22 protein-coding genes are annotated in these 21,358 nt (G+C 46.3%); 11 read left to right on the top strand and 11 right to left on the bottom strand.

Going from position 1 to position 21,358, the window contains the following annotated elements; all coding sequences use genetic code 11:
- Window positions 1-324: 324 nt before the first annotated feature.
- Both K4039_RS03490 and carB read left to right on the top strand, forming a co-directional pair.
- On the top strand, window positions 325-567 hold the full coding sequence (locus K4039_RS03490) for a hypothetical protein (RefSeq protein WP_265233737.1): 243 nt from the start codon (window positions 325-327) through the stop codon (window positions 565-567).
- A 461-nt stretch (window positions 568-1,028) separates the two neighbouring features.
- The gene (gene carB / locus K4039_RS03485) at window positions 1,029-4,340 is read left to right on the top strand and encodes a carbamoyl-phosphate synthase large subunit (RefSeq protein WP_265233736.1); all 3,312 of its coding nucleotides are present in this window, start codon (window positions 1,029-1,031) and stop codon (window positions 4,338-4,340) included.
- Between the two features lie 223 nt (window positions 4,341-4,563).
- Here the strand turns inward: carB and K4039_RS03480 are convergent, their stop codons facing one another.
- Together K4039_RS03480 and K4039_RS03475 are read right to left on the bottom strand one after the other, a co-directional pair.
- A complete protein-coding gene (locus K4039_RS03480; protein WP_265233735.1) occupies window positions 4,564-4,803 on the bottom strand; it encodes a DUF6737 family protein in 240 nt (79 codons plus the stop codon).
- A gap of 53 nt (window positions 4,804-4,856) precedes the next feature.
- Window positions 4,857-5,447 carry a Uma2 family endonuclease gene (locus tag K4039_RS03475; RefSeq protein ID WP_265233734.1) on the bottom strand — a complete coding sequence of 197 codons (591 nt, stop codon included), beginning with the start codon at window positions 5,445-5,447 and terminating at the stop codon, window positions 4,857-4,859.
- A 330-nt stretch (window positions 5,448-5,777) separates the two neighbouring features.
- On the opposite strand from K4039_RS03475, the gene K4039_RS03470 reads away from it, so the two are divergent.
- From K4039_RS03470 to K4039_RS03440, 7 genes are all read left to right on the top strand, one after another.
- Window positions 5,778-6,440, top strand: coding sequence for a VWA domain-containing protein (locus tag K4039_RS03470; protein WP_265233733.1), 663 nt, complete (start codon window positions 5,778-5,780; stop codon window positions 6,438-6,440).
- Between the two features lie 228 nt (window positions 6,441-6,668).
- Window positions 6,669-7,439: a PP2C family serine/threonine-protein phosphatase gene (locus tag K4039_RS03465; protein ID WP_265233732.1), complete on the top strand. Its 771-nt coding sequence runs from the start codon at window positions 6,669-6,671 to the stop codon at window positions 7,437-7,439.
- 38 nt (window positions 7,440-7,477) lie between these two features.
- Window positions 7,478-8,149 carry a hypothetical protein gene (locus K4039_RS03460; protein ID WP_265233731.1) on the top strand — a complete coding sequence of 224 codons (672 nt, stop codon included), beginning with the start codon at window positions 7,478-7,480 and terminating at the stop codon, window positions 8,147-8,149.
- Window positions 8,150-8,257: 108 nt separating this feature from the next.
- Window positions 8,258-8,992, top strand: coding sequence for a hypothetical protein (locus tag K4039_RS03455; RefSeq protein WP_265233730.1), 735 nt, complete (start codon window positions 8,258-8,260; stop codon window positions 8,990-8,992).
- A gap of 353 nt (window positions 8,993-9,345) precedes the next feature.
- Window positions 9,346-10,350, top strand: a complete 1,005-nt coding sequence (locus K4039_RS03450; protein ID WP_265233729.1) for a ribonuclease III domain-containing protein — start codon at window positions 9,346-9,348, stop codon at window positions 10,348-10,350.
- A gap of 32 nt (window positions 10,351-10,382) precedes the next feature.
- Window positions 10,383-11,120, top strand: a complete 738-nt coding sequence (locus tag K4039_RS03445) for a Uma2 family endonuclease (RefSeq protein ID WP_265233728.1) — start codon at window positions 10,383-10,385, stop codon at window positions 11,118-11,120.
- A gap of 190 nt (window positions 11,121-11,310) precedes the next feature.
- A complete protein-coding gene (locus K4039_RS03440) occupies window positions 11,311-13,422 on the top strand; it encodes a DNA-binding protein (protein WP_265233727.1) in 2,112 nt (703 codons plus the stop codon).
- Window positions 13,423-13,851: 429 nt separating this feature from the next.
- Here the strand turns inward: K4039_RS03440 and K4039_RS03435 are convergent, their stop codons facing one another.
- The 8 genes from K4039_RS03435 to K4039_RS03400 all read right to left on the bottom strand — a co-directional run bounded on the left by K4039_RS03435 (window position 13,852) and on the right by K4039_RS03400 (window position 17,747).
- Window positions 13,852-14,148 carry a hypothetical protein gene (locus K4039_RS03435; RefSeq protein ID WP_265233726.1) on the bottom strand — a complete coding sequence of 99 codons (297 nt, stop codon included), beginning with the start codon at window positions 14,146-14,148 and terminating at the stop codon, window positions 13,852-13,854.
- Window positions 14,149-14,195: 47 nt separating this feature from the next.
- Window positions 14,196-14,546: a DNA-binding protein gene (locus K4039_RS03430; RefSeq protein ID WP_265233725.1), complete on the bottom strand. Its 351-nt coding sequence runs from the start codon at window positions 14,544-14,546 to the stop codon at window positions 14,196-14,198.
- Entirely contained in the window at window positions 14,539-14,877 is a 339-nt protein-coding gene (locus K4039_RS03425) for a type II toxin-antitoxin system RelE/ParE family toxin (RefSeq protein ID WP_265233724.1), read from the bottom strand. The genes K4039_RS03430 and K4039_RS03425 overlap by 8 nt, the downstream gene beginning before the upstream one ends.
- Before the next feature lie 176 nt (window positions 14,878-15,053).
- Entirely contained in the window at window positions 15,054-15,407 is a 354-nt protein-coding gene (locus K4039_RS03420; RefSeq protein WP_265233723.1) for a type II toxin-antitoxin system PemK/MazF family toxin, read from the bottom strand.
- Window positions 15,401-15,649: an AbrB/MazE/SpoVT family DNA-binding domain-containing protein gene (locus K4039_RS03415; protein ID WP_265233722.1), complete on the bottom strand. Its 249-nt coding sequence runs from the start codon at window positions 15,647-15,649 to the stop codon at window positions 15,401-15,403. The genes K4039_RS03420 and K4039_RS03415 overlap by 7 nt, the downstream gene beginning before the upstream one ends.
- 122 nt (window positions 15,650-15,771) lie before the next feature.
- The gene (locus K4039_RS03410; RefSeq protein ID WP_265233721.1) at window positions 15,772-15,996 is read right to left on the bottom strand and encodes a hypothetical protein; all 225 of its coding nucleotides are present in this window, start codon (window positions 15,994-15,996) and stop codon (window positions 15,772-15,774) included.
- Between the two features lie 8 nt (window positions 15,997-16,004).
- Window positions 16,005-16,235, bottom strand: coding sequence for a hypothetical protein (locus K4039_RS03405; protein WP_265233720.1), 231 nt, complete (start codon window positions 16,233-16,235; stop codon window positions 16,005-16,007).
- A 144-nt stretch (window positions 16,236-16,379) separates the two neighbouring features.
- A complete protein-coding gene (locus K4039_RS03400) occupies window positions 16,380-17,747 on the bottom strand; it encodes a serine/threonine-protein kinase (protein ID WP_265233717.1) in 1,368 nt (455 codons plus the stop codon).
- A gap of 229 nt (window positions 17,748-17,976) precedes the next feature.
- On the opposite strand from K4039_RS03400, the gene ispG reads away from it, so the two are divergent.
- Together ispG and ctpC are read left to right on the top strand one after the other, a co-directional pair.
- Complete coding sequence (ispG, locus tag K4039_RS03395; protein WP_265233716.1) at window positions 17,977-19,200, top strand: (E)-4-hydroxy-3-methylbut-2-enyl-diphosphate synthase; 1,224 nt, start codon at window positions 17,977-17,979, stop codon at window positions 19,198-19,200.
- A 438-nt stretch (window positions 19,201-19,638) separates the two neighbouring features.
- Window positions 19,639-20,994, top strand: coding sequence for a carboxyl-terminal processing protease CtpC (gene ctpC, locus K4039_RS03390; protein ID WP_265233715.1), 1,356 nt, complete (start codon window positions 19,639-19,641; stop codon window positions 20,992-20,994).
- Between the two features lie 83 nt (window positions 20,995-21,077).
- Here ctpC and K4039_RS03385 read toward each other — a convergent pair whose 3' ends face one another.
- Window positions 21,078-21,263, bottom strand: a complete 186-nt coding sequence (locus tag K4039_RS03385; RefSeq protein WP_265233714.1) for a DDE transposase family protein — start codon at window positions 21,261-21,263, stop codon at window positions 21,078-21,080.
- Between the last annotated feature and the right edge of the window lie 95 nt (window positions 21,264-21,358).

The raw sequence follows: 21,358 nt of genomic DNA, 5'->3' as shown, positions 1-21,358 counted from the left end.
CCGACTAAACTTTCAGGAGAATCTAAAATCCAAAATCCAAAATCTTAAATCGATTGACTGCGGCCCCCATTATGGCTACGCTATGGAATTAAGGCTGCTTTGCTTAGAAAGGAAGTAGCCGGCGTCGCTCAAAAATCTAGTTGCACTGTCCAAAGCTGTTACGAGCAGCAATGGACAGCTAACCGCCAAACTGGGACAAGCAGTCTGGAGGCTAACGGAGAATTTTATCACTCTCTGTAGCCGCCCTGCTCTGTGTTATCGTGCGGGGCGGCTGGGTTTTTGGGTTTTCCTCGCCAGAAAAACCCAAAACTAGGAGAACATATTATGTCACAGGAATTCGTACCTGACGACAACTTTTCTGATCGTCCAAATGACGGCTCAACAGTACCCGAACAAGAAGTCGTGCAGATAACGGTTGTCGGTTCCCCCGCAGCCGTGTCAGAAACCATCCACACGTTGTATCGACTGGGATTTGCAGCCGTTGGGGATTGGAGTCCGCCGCAGCGAGGCCCAAAGCCGGGACAAGTTATCAGTGTACTCATCAAGCGATCGTCCCGCAAACCCTAAAAATTGGATGACATACGGTAGGGAAACGGCACAAGGACTTACGCATTAAGACCAAAGAAACCGGGTTTTTTACTTAATCTGATGACTCCAACCAAGGATTTTCGTAAAAAAACCCGGTTTCTGACTATCCTTGCGCCCAGGAATAAACGATCGATCGGGCGGAATACCAGGATTCTGTATTTTACAACACGATTTGAGCGCAACACTTAAAATAGTCTGGATTTAGCGATCGACTAAACCCTTTTCCCTCAATATTTCTCCCTAGCTGGCGGTGTCGGCCAGCCGGAGTCGCGAGGTTCTGCTTCCAAAATGCTGATAATGGTGCACAATTTCAACTTAACAACAAAACTTGCACTATTTTGAGTAAGCTTTTGATGGAACAGCTCAAAAAGTCTGTTTCTAAGATTGATGCCAAACATCAAATTTATCGTTAATCCTGTCCAATTACCAATTACGAACCTATGCCCCGTCGTCAAGACTTAAAAAAGATTCTTCTCATTGGTTCCGGCCCAATTGTTATCGGCCAAGCGTGCGAATTTGATTATTCGGGGACGCAAGCTTGCAAAGCTTTGCGAGAAGAAGGTTATGAAGTTGTTCTGGTGAATTCCAACCCTGCAACGATTATGACCGATCCAGAAACTGCCGATCGCATTTACATCGAACCTCTAACACCGGGCATCCTCGAACAAATTATTGCCAAAGAAAGACCACAAGCAATTTTGCCGACAATGGGCGGTCAAACGGCGCTCAATTTAGCAGTTGCATTGGCTAAAAATGGCGTTTTAGAAAAGTACAACGTCGAGTTAATTGGTGCTAAATTGCCAGCAATTGAAATGGCAGAAGACCGACTGTTATTTAAAGAAGCGATGGCGCGAATTGGTGTCGCCGTTTGTCCTTCGGGAATTGCTAACAATCTCGAAGAAGCCAAAACAATCGGTCACCAAATCGGCAGTTATCCGTTAATTATTCGTCCTGCTTTTACAATGGGCGGTACGGGAGGCGGTATTTCTTACAATCAAGAAGAGTTTGAAGAAATGGCCCAAGGTGGTGTTGACGCGAGTCCCGTATCGCAAATCTTGATCGAACAATCTTTGATTGGTTGGAAAGAGTACGAACTGGAAGTGATGCGGGATTTGGCAGATAATGTAGTGATTATTTGTTCGATCGAGAATCTCGACCCGATGGGCGTTCACACCGGCGATTCGATTACCGTCGCACCAGCCCAAACTCTTACCGACAAAGAATATCAGCGCCTGCGGGATGCTTCGATTAAAATTATCCGCGAAATCGGAGTGGAAACTGGCGGTTCTAACATTCAATTTGCGGTGAATCCAGTTAACGGAGATTTCATTGTAATTGAAATGAACCCACGGGTTTCTCGTTCCTCTGCCTTGGCCTCGAAAGCAACCGGTTTCCCCATTGCCAAAATGGCGGCAAAATTAGCGGTAGGCTACACCTTAGACGAAATTTCCAACGATATCACCAAGAAAACTCCCGCGTCTTTTGAGCCGACAATTGACTACGTGGTGACGAAGATTCCCCGATTTGCTTTTGAAAAGTTCCCAGGTTCCGAACCGACTCTGACGACGCAAATGAAGTCAGTTGGAGAGGTAATGGCGATCGGGCGCAGCTTCAACGAATCTTTCCAAAAAGCGCTGCGGGGATTGGAAACTGGCCGCGCAGGTTTCGGGTGCGACAAACCGGAAAAATTGCCGAGTTTGGAACAAATTCGCGCCGGATTGCGGACACCAAATCCCGATCGCATTTTTACAGTCCGCCACGCGATGATGATGGGAATGTCGGTGGAAGAAGTCTTCGAGCTCACAGCAATTGACCCCTGGTTTTTGGATAAAATGCAGGAATTGTTGGAAGCAGAGAAGTTCTTGAAACGAACAACGCTCAAGCAGTTGACAAAAGAGACAATGTTTGAAGTAAAGCAGTTGGGATTTAGCGATCGCCAAATTGCTTATGCTACAAAAACATCGGAAGATGAAGTCCGCGCCTACCGCAAAGATTTGGGCGTAATACCGATTTACAAAACAGTTGATACCTGTGCCGCTGAATTTGAAGCGTTTACACCGTATTATTATTCCACCTACGAAGTGGGAGCGGCAATTTGGGAATTGGGCGATGAAGAAAAGAAGATTTCGCCCGTTGGCCACAGTCTCGCGCCGGAGTCGGAAGTTTTGCCTTCTACTAAGCGCAAAGTGATGATTCTAGGTGGTGGTCCGAACCGGATCGGACAGGGGATTGAGTTTGATTATTGTTGCTGTCACGCCTCCTATTCTCTAGGTGAGGATGGGTTTGAAACAATTATGGTCAACTCGAACCCGGAGACGGTTTCAACAGATTATGATACAAGCGATCGCCTGTATTTTGAACCGCTAACTAAAGAAGATGTTCTCAATATCATTGAGGCGGAAAATCCCGAAGGAGTAATCATTCAATTTGGCGGACAAACGCCGCTGAAATTGGCGATTCCTTTACAAAAGGCTCTCGAAAATCATCCTGACGTACAAACAAAAATCTGGGGAACTTCGCCGGATTCTATTGATGCTGCTGAAGACAGGGAGCGATTTGAAAAGATTCTGCGGGAATTGGATATTCAGCAAGCAGCTAACGGTTTGGCGCGGAGTTTTGAGGATGCTTTGATAGTAGCTGGGCGCATCGGTTATCCGGTGGTGGTGCGGCCGAGTTACGTGTTGGGCGGGCGGGGCATGGAAATTGTTTATTCCGATACAGAATTGGAACGTTACATGACTTATGCGGTGCTTGTAGAACCGGATCATCCGATTTTAATTGACAAGTTCTTGGAAAATGCGATCGAAGTGGATGTAGATGCGATCGCCGATATTACTGGCAATGTCACCATCGGCGGTATTATGGAGCACATCGAGGAAGCGGGTATCCACTCCGGCGACTCGGCTTGTTCTATCCCTTACCAAACCCTTCCCGACGCAGCTTTAGTCACAATCCGCCGCCAGACAATCGAACTAGCAAAAGCCCTGAAAGTGATCGGGTTGATGAACATTCAATTTGCTGTACAAGGCGAACAAGTTTTCATTTTGGAAGCTAACCCGCGGGCTTCTCGTACAGTACCTTTTGTGTCAAAAGCGATCGGGGTTCCGCTAGCAAAAATGGCATCGCGAGTCATGTCAGGTCAAACTCTGGAAGCTTTAGGTTTTACTAAAGAGATTGTACCAATTCACGTTTCTGTGAAAGAGGCTGTGCTACCATTTGCTAAGTTCCCAGGAACTGATACATTGTTAGGGCCGGAAATGCGATCGACTGGCGAAGTCATGGGGATTGACACAGATTTTGGCAAAGCATTTGCCAAAGCTCAACTCGGCGCAGGCCAAGTGATGCCGTTGTCGGGAACTGTGTTGGTTTCGATGCGCGATCGGGATAAACTAGCAGTAGTACCGGTTGTCAAGGAATTCTTGGAATTGGGTTTCAAAATAGTAGCAACCCACGGCACACGGAAAGTTTTGCTAGAGCAAGGTTTAGATATAGATTTGGTATTGAAGCTGCATGAAGGGCGGCCAAATTTGTTGGATTCGATCAAGAATGAGAATATCCAACTAATTATTACCACACCTTCCGGCGAAGAATCCCGCGCCGATGGCATCTTTATCCGCCGCACAGCTTTGACTTACAAAATCCCGATTATTACGACAATAGCCGGTGCCAAAGCGACAGCAGCGGGAATTCGATCGCTCAAATCTCACCCGATGGAAGTGAAAGCAATTCAAGACTATTACCCGCAAATGTAGGGTTATTGTAGCGTGCGAAACACTGTTTGATCGTTAGGCCATCGATCCCCCCTAGCCCCCCTTAAAAAGGGGGGGACAAGAGCGTCAAAGCCCCTTTTGTTAAGGGCGAAACCGTCCACTTTTCAAAGTCCCCCTTCTTAAGGGGGATTTAGGGGGATCGAGACTTTGCTAGAAACGTAGAGCACTGATGGCGCACCTTACTCAAACAGCGCACCACCAAAACCTAATCTGAATGAGAATCTAAAGCACCGCTAGACACCATCAACTTCGGCCAAACTAATAAGAAAAATCCCATCCAAGCTAATAAAGGAATCGCGACTAAAACAGTTATCCAAACAGTTTTTAGCAAAAACCAACTACCGGAAATCAGACTCGTGCCAGTCAAAAGAATCGACCAAGGCTGACACCACCAAGGTTTGTAATCCCAAGCACTAATAGCTTTTTTATCAGAACCAGTTTTCATATTTGCAGTAATTTTGTATAGATTGACGGACTGGCTCTCTAGAGCAAACCAATTTAAACATTCATCACCTGTTCGGCTGTCAGCGTTAATTCTGGAAAAGTCTGCGACACAATTCGATCGCTACCCTTAAATGCAGTTGTTTGATAGTTACCGTCTGCATCCAAAAGGTGGACAAATATAGTCGCAACTTTTGGCTTTCCGATGAATTTAGAGCTAGCAATTGCTAAATAATCGACAACCCAATATTCGGCAATTCCTAGACGCTGATACTCATCCAATTTATGAATATAATCGACATTCCAATTCATTGACGTTACCTCCACCGCTAACTGAATTGGTTCGCGCATAGCAGCATAGGCAGAACGGTCAGAATACCACAAATCGCGATCGATTACGCTGACATCGGGTCTCCGTCCTTGTTCGACTCCGGCTTTAGTTACAGTTCTGATAGCTGTTTTGCTTGTCACTACATAATTTAAGCTCAGGTTTTTTATTTGAGCGTGAAAAGAGTCTAAGATGCAGTTAGCAACATCAATATGATTTCTGGTTGAAAATATTTCGATAATCTCTCCGTTCACCAGTTCGTATAATCCATCTTCGGGACATTCTACAAGAAATTGGTCAAAGCTGATTTTTGCAATCATCAGACTTATCCTTATTTTGCAGGAATACTATCAACCTATGTTACCACAGACAGGAATGAATTTGTTTTTTTGACCGCAGATGCACGCGGATGCACGCGGATGAACACAAGATCGTAGCGTAGCGGGGCGTAAGCCATCGCCCTTCAGATATTTAACACGCTATATTTCACGGAAATGGTAAAATGCGATCGAGACGATTAGAACGTGATTAATGCTCCTAACCCATGCGGTCGATCGCTTCTTCCTTCTTCCTTCTTCCTTCTTCCTTCTTCCTTCTGCTATAAAGTAACCAACCTAAAAACCGAGCCACTCCAAGGTCAACCCCGAACCATGAGACTAGACGAAGCCGTAGAATTTGCCGAAAACCCAGAGCCGCGCTGTCCCTGCGTCCTCCTGCTGGACACATCGGGCTCCATGCAAGGCGCACCCATAGATGCCTTGAATGAGGGGCTGGAAGTTTTTAGGAATGACCTAATTAAAGACGAACTAGCTAAAAAGCGAGTCGAAGTCGCGATTATTTCCTTTGACAATAATATCAAAGTTGTGCAAGACTTCGTGACCGCCGACCAGTTCGAGACACCGCTGCTGACTGCTCAAGGACAAACCCACATGGGCGCCGGCATTCAGCTAGCACTAGATTTGATTGCCGCCCGTAAATCTGAATACCGCAACAATGGGATCACCTACTATCGCCCGTGGGTATTTATGATTACCGATGGTGAACCTCAAGGCGAATCAGATGATGTTGTGGAAATAGCAGCACAGCGCATTCAACAGGAAGAAACTAATAAGCGCGTGGCGTTTTTTGCTGTCGGAGTGGAAGGTGCTAATATCGCCCGTCTGGCGGAAATTGTCGAGCGCACGCCTGTAAAATTGAGAGGATTAGATTTTCGAGAGATGTTCATCTGGCTGTCGGCTAGTATGCAGAGAGTTTCTCACTCAAAAATTGATGAACAAGTCGCATTACCGCCGCCCGGATGGGGAACTGTTTAGTCAGTTGGCAGTTGACAGTTGGCAGTTGGCAGTTGTCAGTTGGCAGTTGGCAGTGACAAGCGGTAAGCTCGCTCAGCATTTAAATTGTATCTCAAGAAATAATCAAACTCTTGTGGGGTGAGCTTTGAGCATCACCCAAAATATTCAATTTAAATACAGAACAGGTTAAAGTGGGCATTGTACACCCTACATTTTGAATTTACGAAGTTTTGAATAAAAGAGTTATTAATGGAGAATTCATCTTTTAATTGGCAAGTTGTCGCGGCATCGGTGACTGGTACGAGCCACGAAAAACGATCGCAGCCCTGTCAAGATGCCCACTGTTGGCGCGTCTTGCCTAACGGTGTTTTGGTGGCAGCAGTGGCTGACGGCGCGGGTTCGGCTACACTCGCCGAAGTTGGAGCGAAAATTGCTGTGGAAGCGGTTGTGGAAACGATTTGCCAACAGGATTTGCAGCCTGAAAGTGATGACGAGTGGCAGGTATTTTTGACAGCTTCTCTGCAAGTCGCACGGGCGGCTGTGGAAGCAGAAGCGGCAACGCGGGAAGTGGCGGCGAGAGATTTGGCTTGCACTTTAATTGCGGTTGTTGCTACACCGGAATTGATCGCAGTTGCTCAAATTGGTGATGGTGCGGCGGTGGCGGGTGATAGTGCGGGAAATGCGATCGCCCTTACCATACCTCCCTGCGGCGAATATATCAACGAAACTATCTTTTTGATTTCACCAAATGCGATCGAAACAGCGCAATTTCAGGTACTTCGGGAAAAACTGCGGCACTTAGCTGTGTTTTCCGATGGCTTGCAAATGCTAGCTCTCAAAATCCCCGAAGGTACCCCCCACAAGCCGTTTTTTACGCCGTTGTTTCGGTTTTCGGGCGAAGCGAAGGAAGATTCGGATGCAAAAGAGCAGTTAGAGTCGTTTTTGCGATCGCCCAGAGTCTCCGAACGCACCGATGATGATTTAACATTATTGTTGGCAACTTTTGCGAGTAATGTCTAATCTGTTCAAATCCACTTACACAAGCCGGATAAAAAATTATGACAGCTCAACAAATTAGTGCCAGAGACTTGTTGCGGGAAACATTTGCTAGTACGGGATCTCTATACGCTCCCCTGTTGATAATCAACTCTCCCAGTTTGATATTTACCGCGCTCAATAGTTTTGGCAATCTAGGTTCAGCAGGTATTACTTTCAATATTATCTACTGGTTTGTGGCTATTCCTTTATTGTCGGGAACCCTGATTTTCTACACTTACCGAAGTTTGACTAGAAATCAAGTAACTGTTGGTCAAGCTTTCAATCAAGCAAACAGAAGATTGCTGCACATTATTTTGGTTAATATTCTGTGTACGCTGCTGGTGTTGGCCGGTTTCATTGCACTAATAATTCCCGGGCTTTATGTATCATATCGCTTAATATTTTCATGTTACGCTACCGTCATTGATAACTCTTCGGCGCTGGACAGTCTTAGCAGCAGTTGGGAATTAACTAAAGGGCGCTGGTGGTTGGTATGTCGAGCGACTTGTCTGATAGTTTTTGTCGTTTTTGTGCCAATAATATTGATTTCCCTATTCATCGCTCTGACGGGCCAATCCCTAGCATCTCAGATTGCAAGTAATCTACTCGCATTTTTAGCCACACCGTTCATCAATATTTATTTTGTTTTATTGTACCTGCGCGTGCGGGAATCTGCAGCAACTATTGAATAGGCATCTACTCAAATAAAGTCAAGGGCTGGTAGGATACTTACCCACAACAATTTTGCGAGATGTGTAATCAGAGGCGAAAATTTGGTGCGGTTCTATAATAAAATCGAGGTGTCACACAATTCTGGTTTAGTCTGTACAGTAGGTCGTCACTTGCAAGCACAAGATATTAAGGATAAGCTCAACTCCCTAATTAGCGAAGCAGCTCTCATAGATCCGAGTTTGGCGAGAAGATTGGATGAAATCAATCGCTGGGTGAAAGATGTTAAACCCGGTTCGCTAACTGCTAAGAAATTTGTGGTGGCTTTTTTGCTACAGCTTATCCGAGATTCTCAGGTTTGGCTGGCAGTTCAATCTCTACCTTCGGAAATAGAAAAACAAGCGGCGTTTGAGTTAATGACTCCAGGAGAAAGGTATTGGTACGGCTATCTATTTCCTAAATGGCTGAGTGAAAACGATCGCAAATTTTACATCTGGAAACAAAAACTCAAGACCGGTCAATTCGATCCGGCTGACGATGGCGTCATTCGTGCGATCGCCTCCCGGATAGTCGAACGCCAAGGCAGTGTTTTGTATCGCTATGTAGCAGATCTTTCTATGGCAACCGATTCGATCGTTAGCAACCGCCAACAGCAGCCCCTCTGCATTCAAGTCACCACTCTTTCTGATGAGTTTTCGGAACAAAAATATCAACAATGGCAACAAACTCTTCAAGGCTGGGGGATTGACAGAGGACTATTTTTAAGTTATGATACAAAAGATGCAAATTTCCTGAACCAGTTAGTTAACATTGCATTATATAATAGTGATAATTTGCCCGCAGGTCGTTACCTCAAATTCCCATAAATTCACCCGATCTGCTGCTGAGAATAGTTCGACTGCTAAAAACTCGGTGAAGAAAAAATTTTGAATAACTCACATATTGCAGAATTCTAGACAAGGCCACAAACCTAACCCTCAGCCCGCTTCCCGCAAAAAGGAAGGCTATGCCAAGATTTTTCCTCCCATTTTCTATTTCCGGGAGGTGTCTGGCAAACTGCGGCAACAGGTACTTGATACAAATGCTAAGCAACGGGAAGATTTACCGCAGCAATCAATAGCGGTAAGGTACCCATTGCGCACCCTACGAAAGATAGAGATTTGATTTAATCGCGGTGAAGTTGTTGGAAATAAAATCAAATTACATCAACATCAATACTATGACAGTACAAGGCACAAGCACCGTTGAAAGCAACTTGCAAAAAGTCTTTGAAGAACTAGAAGCTGCCCGAAAAATGCAGGATGATTGGATGAATCATGGGGTAGATTTTGTTGATTTCTATGTGGAAGATGCTGGCGGTGATTGGTTGGAAAAGTGGGGAAAATGTGAAGAAGAATTAGAGTTGATCAAAATTAAACAGGTAGATGTTGAAGCAGTCAAAGTAGCGATCGACCTTTCGGACTTTGGGCAAACCAAACTGCTGGAAATCGCCTTGACTAGCCACTGCCATACCAGCGAGTGCGATCGCCCGCACGAGTCTCCCACTGGGCAAGAGGTGAAGCAGCAACGGCTGTCACTCCTAGGGGAAGCGATTTTCGGTGCTGTTGTTACCGATTACCTGTACCGCGAATATCCCTACCTGAACTGCGATGCTATCTCAACTTTAAAATCTCGTTTAGCAGACAATAAAAAACTGGCGGAATTTACACAAAGTTGGAAATTGAAGGAACTTAGTTGGCGGGTTAGGAGCGGGAAAGAAACAGACAAAAGCGAGTACAATATTTTTTTAGCTGAGACTTTTGAGGCTTTGTTTGGCGCGATTTACTTAGAGTTCGATCGCGATTTTTGCCGTGCGGGTAACTGGCTGATTCAAAAGTTGATTGAACCAACTCTGGGAGAACATCTCGATCTAACTCAGCAGTCGAAAGGTACGCTGGAAAATGAGCTAAAACGGCGGGAAATCCTGGGGGCGGACATTCTTGAGGCGATCGCGATCGACTATCTGTACAACCGCTTTCCCGATCGCAACAGCAGCCAGCTAACTCGTTGGAAAAATCTGTTAGGGGCTAAAGAGATTTTCCCGAAAGACTTTAAAACAAAATTAGGCAGTCATTACCTAGAATTGGAGAGCAATTTCTCGCGTACCCGCGACTGGCTGGTGGATAATTTCATCAAAACCGCAGTTGACGAACTGGAAGACGAAACAGGCGATCGACTAAAATAAAATCAACTCCTAAAAAAAATGGGAAAACAGCAATGGTTACACAACTGCAATCTCCCGAAAAATCAAAGATCATCTACCCCGACGATAACGGCGAACCGATGTCAAACAATACGGATCAGTTTCGATTAATCGTTTGGATTAAAGAAAATTTAGAATTGCTGTTTGCAGACGATCCAAATGTTTTGGTAGCAGGTGACTTGCTTTGGTATCCAGTGGAAGGGAATAATAAACTACGCCAAGCACCAGATGTGATGGCAATTTTTGGCATCCCCAAAGGATATCGAGGTTCTTACCAACAGTGGAATGAAGATAATATTGCGCCGCAAGTCGCCTTTGAAATTTGGTCGCCGGGAAATCGTCTGACTCCGATGATGCAAAAATTTCAATTTTACGAACGCTACGGTGTGGAAGAATACTATTTGTACGATCCAGAAAAATTGGAACTGATAGGATGGTTGCGGGTTGAGGGAAAATTAGAACAGATTGAACAAATGGAGGGTTGGGTAAGTCCGAGACTGGGAGTGCGGTTTCAATTATCTGAAACAGGACTCGAAATGTTCGGGCCCTCTGGAGAACCATTTATGAGTTTTGCTCAGATCGATCGACTGCGACAGCAAGCCGAGGCGCGGGCCGAACAAGAACGGCTGCGGGCTGAACAAGAACGACAGCGGGCCGAACAGGCAGAAATGCTGCTGGAACAAGAACGATCGCGATCGCAAGCTTTAGAATCAAGACTGCGAGAAATGGGAATCGATCCCGATCGATTGTAAGCACAATTGCAAAATTGAACTATTGTGGAACAGGCCCGAAAGCCTCTTGCTGAGTTTTCCAGGACGGGCAGGATGCCCATCTCACAATAAAATAGAATTACGGGTTTATCAGTGGGGTAGCTTTCTTTAATCTAAAATCCAAAATCTCAAATCTCAAATTGATTAATCCTCTATCCCCTAACGGAATTCTATGCAGTTGCAGCGCCAATTTAGCGGACAACTGATTGCGATCGACACCAACAGCGCGATCGCCAGTGGCGGTGAAGGTCGCATCTACCCGATCGCCAAAGACTCGTCCCTTGTAGCAAAAATCTACCACAAACCGACAGACGAAGACGGCGACAAACTCACTGTCATGTTCAGTATGCCGCCGGATGCGCCGATCTCGGAAGTGGGACACTCATCAATTGCTTGGCCGATAGATTTGCTGCATACTGTCGGCGGGCGCGAAAAAATCGTCGGTTTTGTGATGCCGCGCGTCAAGAAAGCCTTGCCGGTACACACTTTCTACACACCCAAAACCAGGCGCGAACAAAAACCGCTATTTAACTATCTTTACCTCCATCGCACCGCCAGAAATCTCGCCTCGGCTGTAAACGCCCTCCACGTCAGGGGTTACGTCATTGGCGATGTCAACGAGTCGAACATTCTCGTCACGGATACGGCTTTGGTAACGCTGGTAGACACCGATTCGTTTCAAGTGCGCGATCCTTATACAGGTTACGTTTATCGGTGTCCGGTGGGGAAACCGGAGTTTACGCCGCCGGAATTGCAGGGGCAGACTTTCCGTGATATCGATCGAGCTCCAGAGCACGATTTGTTCGGTTTAGCGGTATTAATTTTTCAATTGCTGATGGAAGGTACGCACCCGTTTTCGGGAGTTTATCTCGGTAGCGACGAACCGCCGTCTTTAGAAGCGAGAATTCGATCGGGCCATTTTCCCAGCGGTACCAAGCGGATACCCTACCGCCCGATGCCCGCTGCGCCAGCCTTCGAGATGCTGCATCCCCAACTGCGGCAGATGTTTCTCCGCTGTTTTGAGGAAGGGCACGGCAATCCGGCGGCGCGCCCGGATGCGAAAACTTGGGTGAATGCGATTCGGGAAGCCGAAGATTCCCTAATTACTTGCAGCAAAAACACTCAGCACAAATACGGAAATCATTTGAGTCGGTGCCCTTGGTGCGATCGGGCAAAACTTCTCAAAGGTCGCGATCCGTTTCCTTCGCGGCAGGCAGTCAGTAACGGATTGCACTTGCAGCCCGCGAAAACCAAGCGTAAAAAGCCCCAGCCACCGCCCGTCGTGAGGGAGACCGCAGTGCGCCGCCAACACCAGTCCACGGGGCTGCCACGCCAAATGGGCAACTATCAACTGCCGATGCTACCGATTCCTTCTCGGAGTCGGACTCCGGTGCCTCGGATTCCCCCTAGCAAGTTTGAGCGCATTGTTCAGGATGCTGCTTGGGGTGGTGTTTGGGGCACTTTGTGTTTAGCGGCGGTGGCGGGGATTTTTTCGGCAATCACTGAGGGTGGCGGCGCGATTTTGGGGGCGATTTTTGTCGGTTCGATTTGGGGCAGTTTTTTTGGGATGATGTGGGGTATTTTTACTTTGTCGCCGAACCAGATTTGGCGGAAGTGGGGGGGAGTTTTGGTGGGGACTCTCTGGGGGGCTTTCTTTTTGGCTGCGATCAGCGGTGTGGTGTTTGGGGCGATTAGTGATAATTCGGCGATCGGACAGGCGATTTTATCTGGCGCGGGGATTGGTACTGTGTGGGGCTGTGTTTGGGCTGGTTTTCCGCCTCCTCTGGCGCTGCCAATGGGCAGAGTGTGGGGCCGGCGGGGAGCATTTTTGGGGGCGGTTTGGGGAGCGTTTTTAGGGACTTGGGCTGGTGTTTGTTTGGGGGCTGGGTTGGTGGTTTGGCAGCAATATAACGGGCAGATGCGGCCGATGATCGAGTTTGGGGGTTTATTGCTGGGTGTGGCGATCGTGGCGGCGGGTGTGGGTGCGATCGGGGGTGTGGTTTCTGGGAGTTTGTTGGGTGTTTGTGGGTTTGCGCCGAAGCTGCCGGTGTCGTTTCAGCCTTCGGGTGTCAGCGGTGCGGCTTTGGGTTCGATTTGGGGCAGTTTTTTGGGGACTTTTGCGGGTGCGGTGTTGGGGGCGGGGGTTTCTGCGATGTTTCCGGCTGTCAGCAGTGGGGTGTCGGTGCAGTTGGCGCCTGTGGCGGGTGCGATCGTGGGAGCTGGTTTGGGGGCGATTTGGGGCGTAATTTCGGGTACTGTTTGGGGGGCGTTGGGGAAGTGGTGATTTGATTAGATTTATGGGTTGAGACTTATTGGATAAATCTTTGATCGATCGCAAAACCGCTCCTTCAAGGTAGATAAACCCAGCCCAACGCAGATGTATTTCAACAGCAGATCAAGAATTACAATCTTGTCTATGAAGGCAGAGGTAAGTTGTTGTACTTCAGCGCTCAAACAGGGCTCGCATCCCAACAACATACCGCTTCTAATTTAGAGATGTATGATATTGTTGCCGTTTGCATCGGAATAATATTTTTCCGAGCGCAGTGCAAGCGCGACGCTCGCGAGCAGGGTATAATTCAATACGGTAATAACTCCAATCAAGTGATGTTCCGCAGCGCGATTATCCGGTATGATTCGATAGATTTTTCGCACTTTTAAGGATGCTTGATAATCTTGATTGTTAATGCAAACTACAAATGTTGTTTTTAAGTTAAACTTCAACATATTTGCATAAATTAGTAAGCTCAGAAGCAGTTGTGTCTGTCAGCAAAATCGACCCTTGCGCCGTCAATTCCCATCTGTCGCGGGGCGAACCTGTTTCTACATATCGTTTAACCAAGCCATCAGCAGACAGTTTTTTTAAGACAACCATCATGTCTGGTTCTCGCGGTACATCTCGACGGGAAAGTGCATTGGCGAGTTCGTACCAACTCCACTTTCCTTGACCTTTAGCCACTAATTCAAGAAGCACTAATTCAAGCTGAGTTAATTGAGTTAAGTTTTGCATTAAAAGTCCTCCACGCTAGGATGAAACAAAACGCCAAATCCTTCTCCCTAGCTGACGCACCCTACTTCACGAGAATTTATTGATACTTCTGGTGTTTTACCTTGACTAGCTGCAATCTCTGTCTTTAATCCTAAAGCCTTCAGCAAACCAATAAATCGGTAAATCTCTTCTCCCCCTGATGCTTTCAGCAATTCTTGAAGTTGAGCCCAATTTTGTAAATCGTCTTCAGCTATGATAGAGACTTGACTTTGAGCTTTAAGTACATCTCTGAGTACCGTCAGTAACAGTTCAGGTTCCGGTGCTTTTTCTTCTAAAATTGCTTGAATATAAGCAGCAGTTTCTTCAATATCTTGAAGGGAGTTAATCAGATAATCATGGTAACTGTGCGTTTTAGGCATCGTCTCTACTCCTGAATTCTATCCAGTATTCTTTGGCTTTGCGAATATCTCGATCTTGGGTACTTTTATCTCCACCGCAAAGGAGGAGTATAATAGTTGAGTCTCTTTCTGCAAAATAAACCCGGTAGCCGGGGCCGCAGTCAATCTTTAACTCGGAAACACCCTCTCCTACTGCTTTACAGTCTCCTAAATTACCAAGAGCAACCCGCTGAAGTCTACCTTTTATTTTAGCTTTCCCTTCGCGATCGCGCAAAGCATCAAGCCAGTCTTCAAAAGGGATTTTTCCCTCTAAGGTTTCATAGGTTTGAATTTCACGCTTGTGGACTTCCATGACTCTATTTAGTACGAACCTTAGTGTCACATGATATCATTTCTGGTAGCTGCGATTTTGTATGTCATGGCGTGCGATCGAATGTGAAGCAATCTCAAGCGGTAGGGTGCGTCAGTGTGGTAATTCTCAATGAGCACCGAAAATCTAATTCTGACCTATTTACTGTTGATTAACTATTAATCAACAGTCACATTCTCAAACAAAATAGGTTGAATTCGCCTCAAGACTTCCTCAATTATATTTTCTGGACATTCACTAAGAAAACTTGCCTGCCTTGCGCGATAATCTAGAGAACGCAGTTGATCCGTCATAATTACACCTGTTATCGCTTCACCTTCTGGAATGGGAACATAAAACGGATTTTTGCGTTGTGTGTTGCTAATGGGACAGACGAACACAAACCCCATTTTTCGGTTAAATTTAGTTTGACTCACCACCAGTGCAGGCCTAGTCCCCATTTGTTCGTGTCCTGCTTGAGGGTCAAAATTGAGGCGAATAAAATGACCTCGTTCGGGGATATAGTTTACCAAACTTCCTCTCCTTCTGGTTTTCCCCAAGAGACTTCTTCGCTAGATTCTATTTCGCCTGCCAATAATTCATCTAGGGTATACTTTGATATTTTATTATTTACAGGCTCTATGACCAGTTTCCCATTTTCTATGCTGCAAATTACTGAATCTTCGGCTTTAAGGTTGAAAAACTTTACTATGTAGTCTGGTATTGGCAAAGCCAAGGAATTACCTAATTTGCTGATGTGTATTTTGGCTGTCATACATTTGCGATGTTAACACTCAGGTTTATTTATTGTAACACAATATTGGGCGGGGGTGGGTTTATTTAAATTGCTATTCATCGACATAGATGTTCGTGAATCCGCCCTTACATAACCTTTGTCTATGCAAATACTGCTTCTACGGCTTTCGGCAATTCTATCGGCACGAAATATGAGACTGGATACAAATAATCTTCTCCTGATTCATCAATAACTCGGATATATTGATGTTCCGCAGCGCGATTATCGGGTATGATTCGATAAATTTTTCGCACTTCCAAGGATGCTTGATAGTCTTGATTGTTAATGCAAACTACAAATTGTGTTTCTAAGTTATGGGGATTCATGCCTCCTCCTATAAAATATATTTGATTTTGATTTCTTTTTTCCCAATGCCGTGTGCTTCGTACCAATGTAACTCAGCTTCGCAGGCTGTACCATCAGTCAGGATAATTGTTGCAATTCCTTTGAGTTTTCTCCAACGTCCATTGCCATAATTTTTCTGCAAACGTTCTACTTCCCGAATTGAGTTGCCAACTGCTATTGTTTGAATATTAGTAATGTTTCCGATAATTTGAAAGTTCATTCGACATCAAACATTATGTTAACAATTAGTGTCGCTGGTAGCCTTTTATTTGAGTCCGGCCAGTGCCCGGTATCGGAAACCTAGAAGTGGCGCAGTTTCGTGGTTTAAGCCTCTGTCATAAATCTTCACGAAACCCTGTAACCCTTAGATGTTACACTCTACAAGTCTCGACGCGAGAGAAGAGTACCCCACCCTAATCCGCAACAGTCCAAACCTCCCCCCCACACTCAAACCCATTCTTGGGAGGTGCCCCTCTTGTGCTTTGGTGTTAAATTTTAAATCGTTGTAGTACAACCATTCTTTATTCACGCGCCAACCTACCCGATCGCCAAAAGCTTTCCAAATTTTCTCATCATCTTTCCCAGTTCCCCCCAGACTTTCATAGATGCGTTTCTGTACCGAAAAGCCGAAACGTCCATTACTGTATTTTACCCAAAGTTGGTCAATAGTTCGCAAGTCTGCACAGGGAAATCGATCGATATCTTCACTTCTCAGCCAGCCTTCCTCTGTTCTCCCCGCTACCTCCAGCATCTTATTCGCAGTTTCCTCATCCGCCTCTTTCCATTTTCCGCTAGCCAACAGCCGATCGAGTTGACGATAATCAACTCCTTTTGCTGAAATTAAATTTACAGGTTGTGGCGCTGGCTGTGGGCTAGGAATCGTTGGCAAAACACCCCCTCTTTGTCCCCAATTGCCAATGGTGGCTTGTGGAAGTATAGCCAACCATTTTTCCACCGACTGAGGGCGCTTTGTCTCATCCATTTCCATCCCTTTAAGAATTGCTCGATGCACCGCATCGCTAATATTAGGATTAATTTTAAACGGCGGCTTTAAAGGATGATTTAAAGCCCTCATAAATGCAGCAGTTGGTGGTGTTCTCGTTAGCATATAGTATAGCGTTGCCGCCAGAGCATAAACATCTGTGTACTCAGCAAATCTGCCCATTTCCCCGTACTGTTCGGGAGGCGCAAAACCAGGTGTTAATCCAACAGTCATTTGCTGAGTGCGATCTGGAATAAATCCCCGTGCCAAACCAAAGTCAATCAAAACTGCATCAAAATTGTCGCGTACCATAATGTTTTGTGGCTTGATATCCCGATGTAGCAAACCTTTTTCGTGAACTACTATTACGGCTTCTCCCACTTTGCGGATGTAGTTTAAAGCTTCGGTTTCCCACAGAATACCGCGCTTTTCTACCAATTTCCACAAATCTTCTCCTGCCACATATTCCATTGCAATACAGGGCAAATCACCATCAATGAAATAGTTGTCTATTTGCACAATATTGGGATGTTTGCACAAAGATAGCAGTAGCGCCTCATCCCGGAATTTGTCCCGATACCAGGCAAAATTTCGATCGCTCAATAATTCATCTTTCAGCGTTTTGATGACAACCCGCTGCCTGTTTTGCGCCTTCTGCGCTAGGTACGTGACCCCAAAGCCGCCCTCACCTAACTTGCCTTCAATGATATACCGATCGCCATTTAACCGCTGCCCCGGTGTCCAAACCATTCCCCTCACCGCCAACCAATATCAAGGTTTATCTCAGCCTAGCCTGTATCTTAACTGTATTTTGTAGGTTGGGTTTAGTTGCACGGATTCAACTTCAGTTCGCCTTCCCGGTGATGGTTGGCTTTTAGTTCGATCAACCTGTTTGTCCAAACAGACCCTTTCTATGGCAACCTAAAAAACAGCAGACACAATTTTATAGACCTTCGTAACAAAACTCTACCAATCAACTATGCAAACTCTGCCGAATCCAACTAAAACCGCATCCAGCCAACCAATTTTCGACACCAGCATCAAACGCCGCAAAACCCGTCCCGTCAAAGTCGGCAGCATCACGATCGGCGGAGGCAACCCAGTCGTCGTACAATCGATGATTAACGAAGACACCCTCGACATCGACGGATCAGTCGCAGGAATTCGGCGATTGCACGAGATTGGCTGCGAAATCGTCCGCGTTACCGTGCCCAGCATGGCCCACGCTAAAGCTTTAGCCGAAATTAAGCAAAAATTGCAAGAAACCTACCAAACCGTGCCCCTGGTTGCTGATGTCCACCACAACGGGATGAAAATTGCCCTCGAAGTCGCCAAACACGTAGACAAAGTGAGAATCAATCCGGGACTTTACGTGTTCGAGAAGCCGAAAGCTGACAGAACTGAATACACTGATGCGGAATTCGCGGAAATTGGCGAAAAAATCCGCGAAACCCTCGAACCTCTGGTGATTTCCCTGCGCGATCAAGGTAAAGCTTTGCGAATCGGCGTTAATCACGGTTCCCTCGCCGAACGGATGCTGTTTACCTACGGCGACACCCCCGAAGGTATGGTGGAATCGGCCCTGGAATTTATCAAAATTTGCGAATCCCTCGACTTCCGCAACATCGTGATTTCCCTGAAAGCTTCCCGCGCGCCGGTGATGGTGGCTGCTTACCGCTTGATGGCGTACCGGATGGACGAATTGGGGATGGATTACCCGCTGCATTTGGGCGTTACGGAAGCTGGGGATGGCGAATACGGCCGCATTAAATCCACGGCTGGTATCGCCCCGCTGTTGGCTGACGGTATCGGCGACACGATTCGCGTCTCGCTGACAGAGGCGCCGGAAAAGGAGATTCCTGTCTGTTACAGCATTCTGCAAGCTTTGGGATTGCGGAAAACGATGGTTGAGTATGTGGCTTGTCCTTCCTGCGGCCGCACTTTGTTTAATCTGGAGGATGTGCTCCACAAAGTGAGGGAGGCGACGAAGCATCTCACTGGTTTGGATATTGCAGTTATGGGCTGTATTGTCAATGGGCCTGGAGAAATGGCTGATGCTGACTACGGCTATGTCGGGAAGCAACCGGGTTATATTTCTCTGTACCGTGGCCGGGATGAGATTAAGAAGGTTCCTGAGTCTCAGGGTGTGGCAGAATTGATTGATTTGATTAAGTCGGACGATCGCTGGGTTGAACCTGAGTAAGTTTTACTGGATTTAGTTTTGGGGTTTGGGGCGATGCTCAAAGCCATTGGTGTCAACAATCGCCTGAAACCGTTGAAAAATCTCGCTTTTATCCGAGGCCAGATCCCCCCTAGCCCCCCTTAAGAAGGGGGGGACAAGAGCGATCAAAGTCCCCCTAGCCCCCTTTAAGAAGAGGGGGGGACAAGAAAGTCTTCTCAAAGTCCCCCTTCTTAAGGGGGATTTAGGGGATCGAGACTTGTGCAGCAGATATACAAAGGATTCTAGGCATTTGCAAATCCATCCCCTACACCCGCGTCCGCATTCAGGCGCGGCAGCCTCGGCTTCGGGAATACAACTTGGCAAAGTTGAATAAATATGTATCCAAAATCCGACCAAGCCTTGCCTGTGTTAGATTGGGCGTGATTATTCTGAAATCTTTTGCTCCGGCGCGTCAGACAAATGGTTATAACAAAACGAGGCCTTATTCTAAGTGCTACAGCAGTTGCACTCACTGCTGTAACTCTTGTCAACACTGGTTGCAGTTCTAAATCTCTGGCTTCTTTTCGGGGAAGTCCTAAAGAGTTGGTTGATGAAGTTTGGCAGATTATTGACAAAAGTTATGTTGATGGCACTTTTAACCAGGTTGACTGGAAAGCGGTGCGAAATGATTATTTGAACCGGACTTATACCAGCGATGAGGAAGCTTATAAGGCAATTCGCGAAATGCTGAAGAAGCTTGATGATCCTTACACGCGGTTTATGAACCCTGAAGAGTTCAAAAATATGCAGGTTGAAACTTCTGGGGAGTTGATTGGAGTCGGGATTCAATTAACTCAAGATGAGAAAACTAAGAAGTTGGTGGTGATTTCTCCCATTGAGGATACTCCGGCTTTTACTGCTGGTATTCTAGCAAAAGATATCATTACTAAGATTGACGGCAAGAGCACGGAAGGCATGGATACGAATCAAGCGGTAAGTTTGATTCGCGGCCAGGCGAATACTGAGGTGACGCTGACTATTTTGCGGGATACCAAGGAATTACAATTTAAGCTGAAACGCGCGAAAATTGAAATTCATCCCGTGCGGAAGTCGGTGCAGAAAAGCCCGATCGGCGAAATCGGCTATATTCGCTTAAATCAGTTTAGCGCCAATGCTGCATCGGAAATGCGATCGGCAATTAAGGATTTGGAACAGAAAAAGGTGACGGGCTACATCCTAGACTTGCGCTCAAATCCCGGCGGCTTGCTCTACGGCAGTATTGAAATTGCTCGGATGTGGCTCAAAGAAGGTACGATCGTCTCAACGGTTGATCGCGTCGGTGAAGCAGACAAACAAACTGCAAACAAGGGAGAGATCACCGACAAACCCTTAGTTGTACTCGTAGACGGCGGTTCAGCAAGTGCTAGCGAGATTCTATCCGGTGCTTTGCAAGACAACAAGCGCGCGGTTTTGGTGGGAACTAAAACCTTTGGTAAGGGTTTAGTTCAGTCAGTACGCGGCGTGGGAAATGGTTCCGGTTTGGCGGTGACAATTGCCAAGTATTTTACTCCCAATGGCACCGATATCAATCACATGGGAATTAAACCGGATTTTGTGGTTGAACTCACTGATGCTCAAAAACAGGAGTTGCGGCGCGATCGCGATAAAATTGCTACGACGGCAGATCCGCAGTACGCGAAAGCTTTGGAAGTTTTGACAAAGCAAGTTACTGGTAAAACCGGGAACGATAAGGCTGAGTCGAAACCGAAGGCTGCGTCACCTAAACCGACTGCGGCGCAGGCCAAACCGAGTCCGACACCTTCTAAATCTAAGTAGCAAGTTTGATCGTTCGGACTTCAGTCATTTCCAAGTTTTGAAGGACTAAAGTCCGAACAATCGAACGGTTTATGGAATCTGATTTATTGCGGTTGACATTTTCGGGCACGAATTAATCCGATGCGTCGGGCGATCGCATCTTCAGCAGAATCATAAGGGCCCCACTGTTCTATAATAGTGGGGCTTTGCTGTTCGATTTGGGCGATGGGTAAAATCTCGCAATTGCCAGCAGGACGTTTGACAATATAAAATTTCTGTGATTCTGTCATAGCTAAATTCGTCAAGTAAAAGATCGATACTAACTAATATAAGACGTACGGTTGAAACCGCGTCTATACAAACCATGTCCGCCTCCGCGGACTGA

Source organism: Lyngbya sp. CCAP 1446/10 (assembly GCF_026130175.1).
In the GTDB taxonomy this organism is placed as follows: domain Bacteria; phylum Cyanobacteriota; class Cyanobacteriia; order Cyanobacteriales; family Microcoleaceae; genus Microcoleus.
This window is presented reverse-complemented; position numbering and strand designations above follow the sequence as displayed.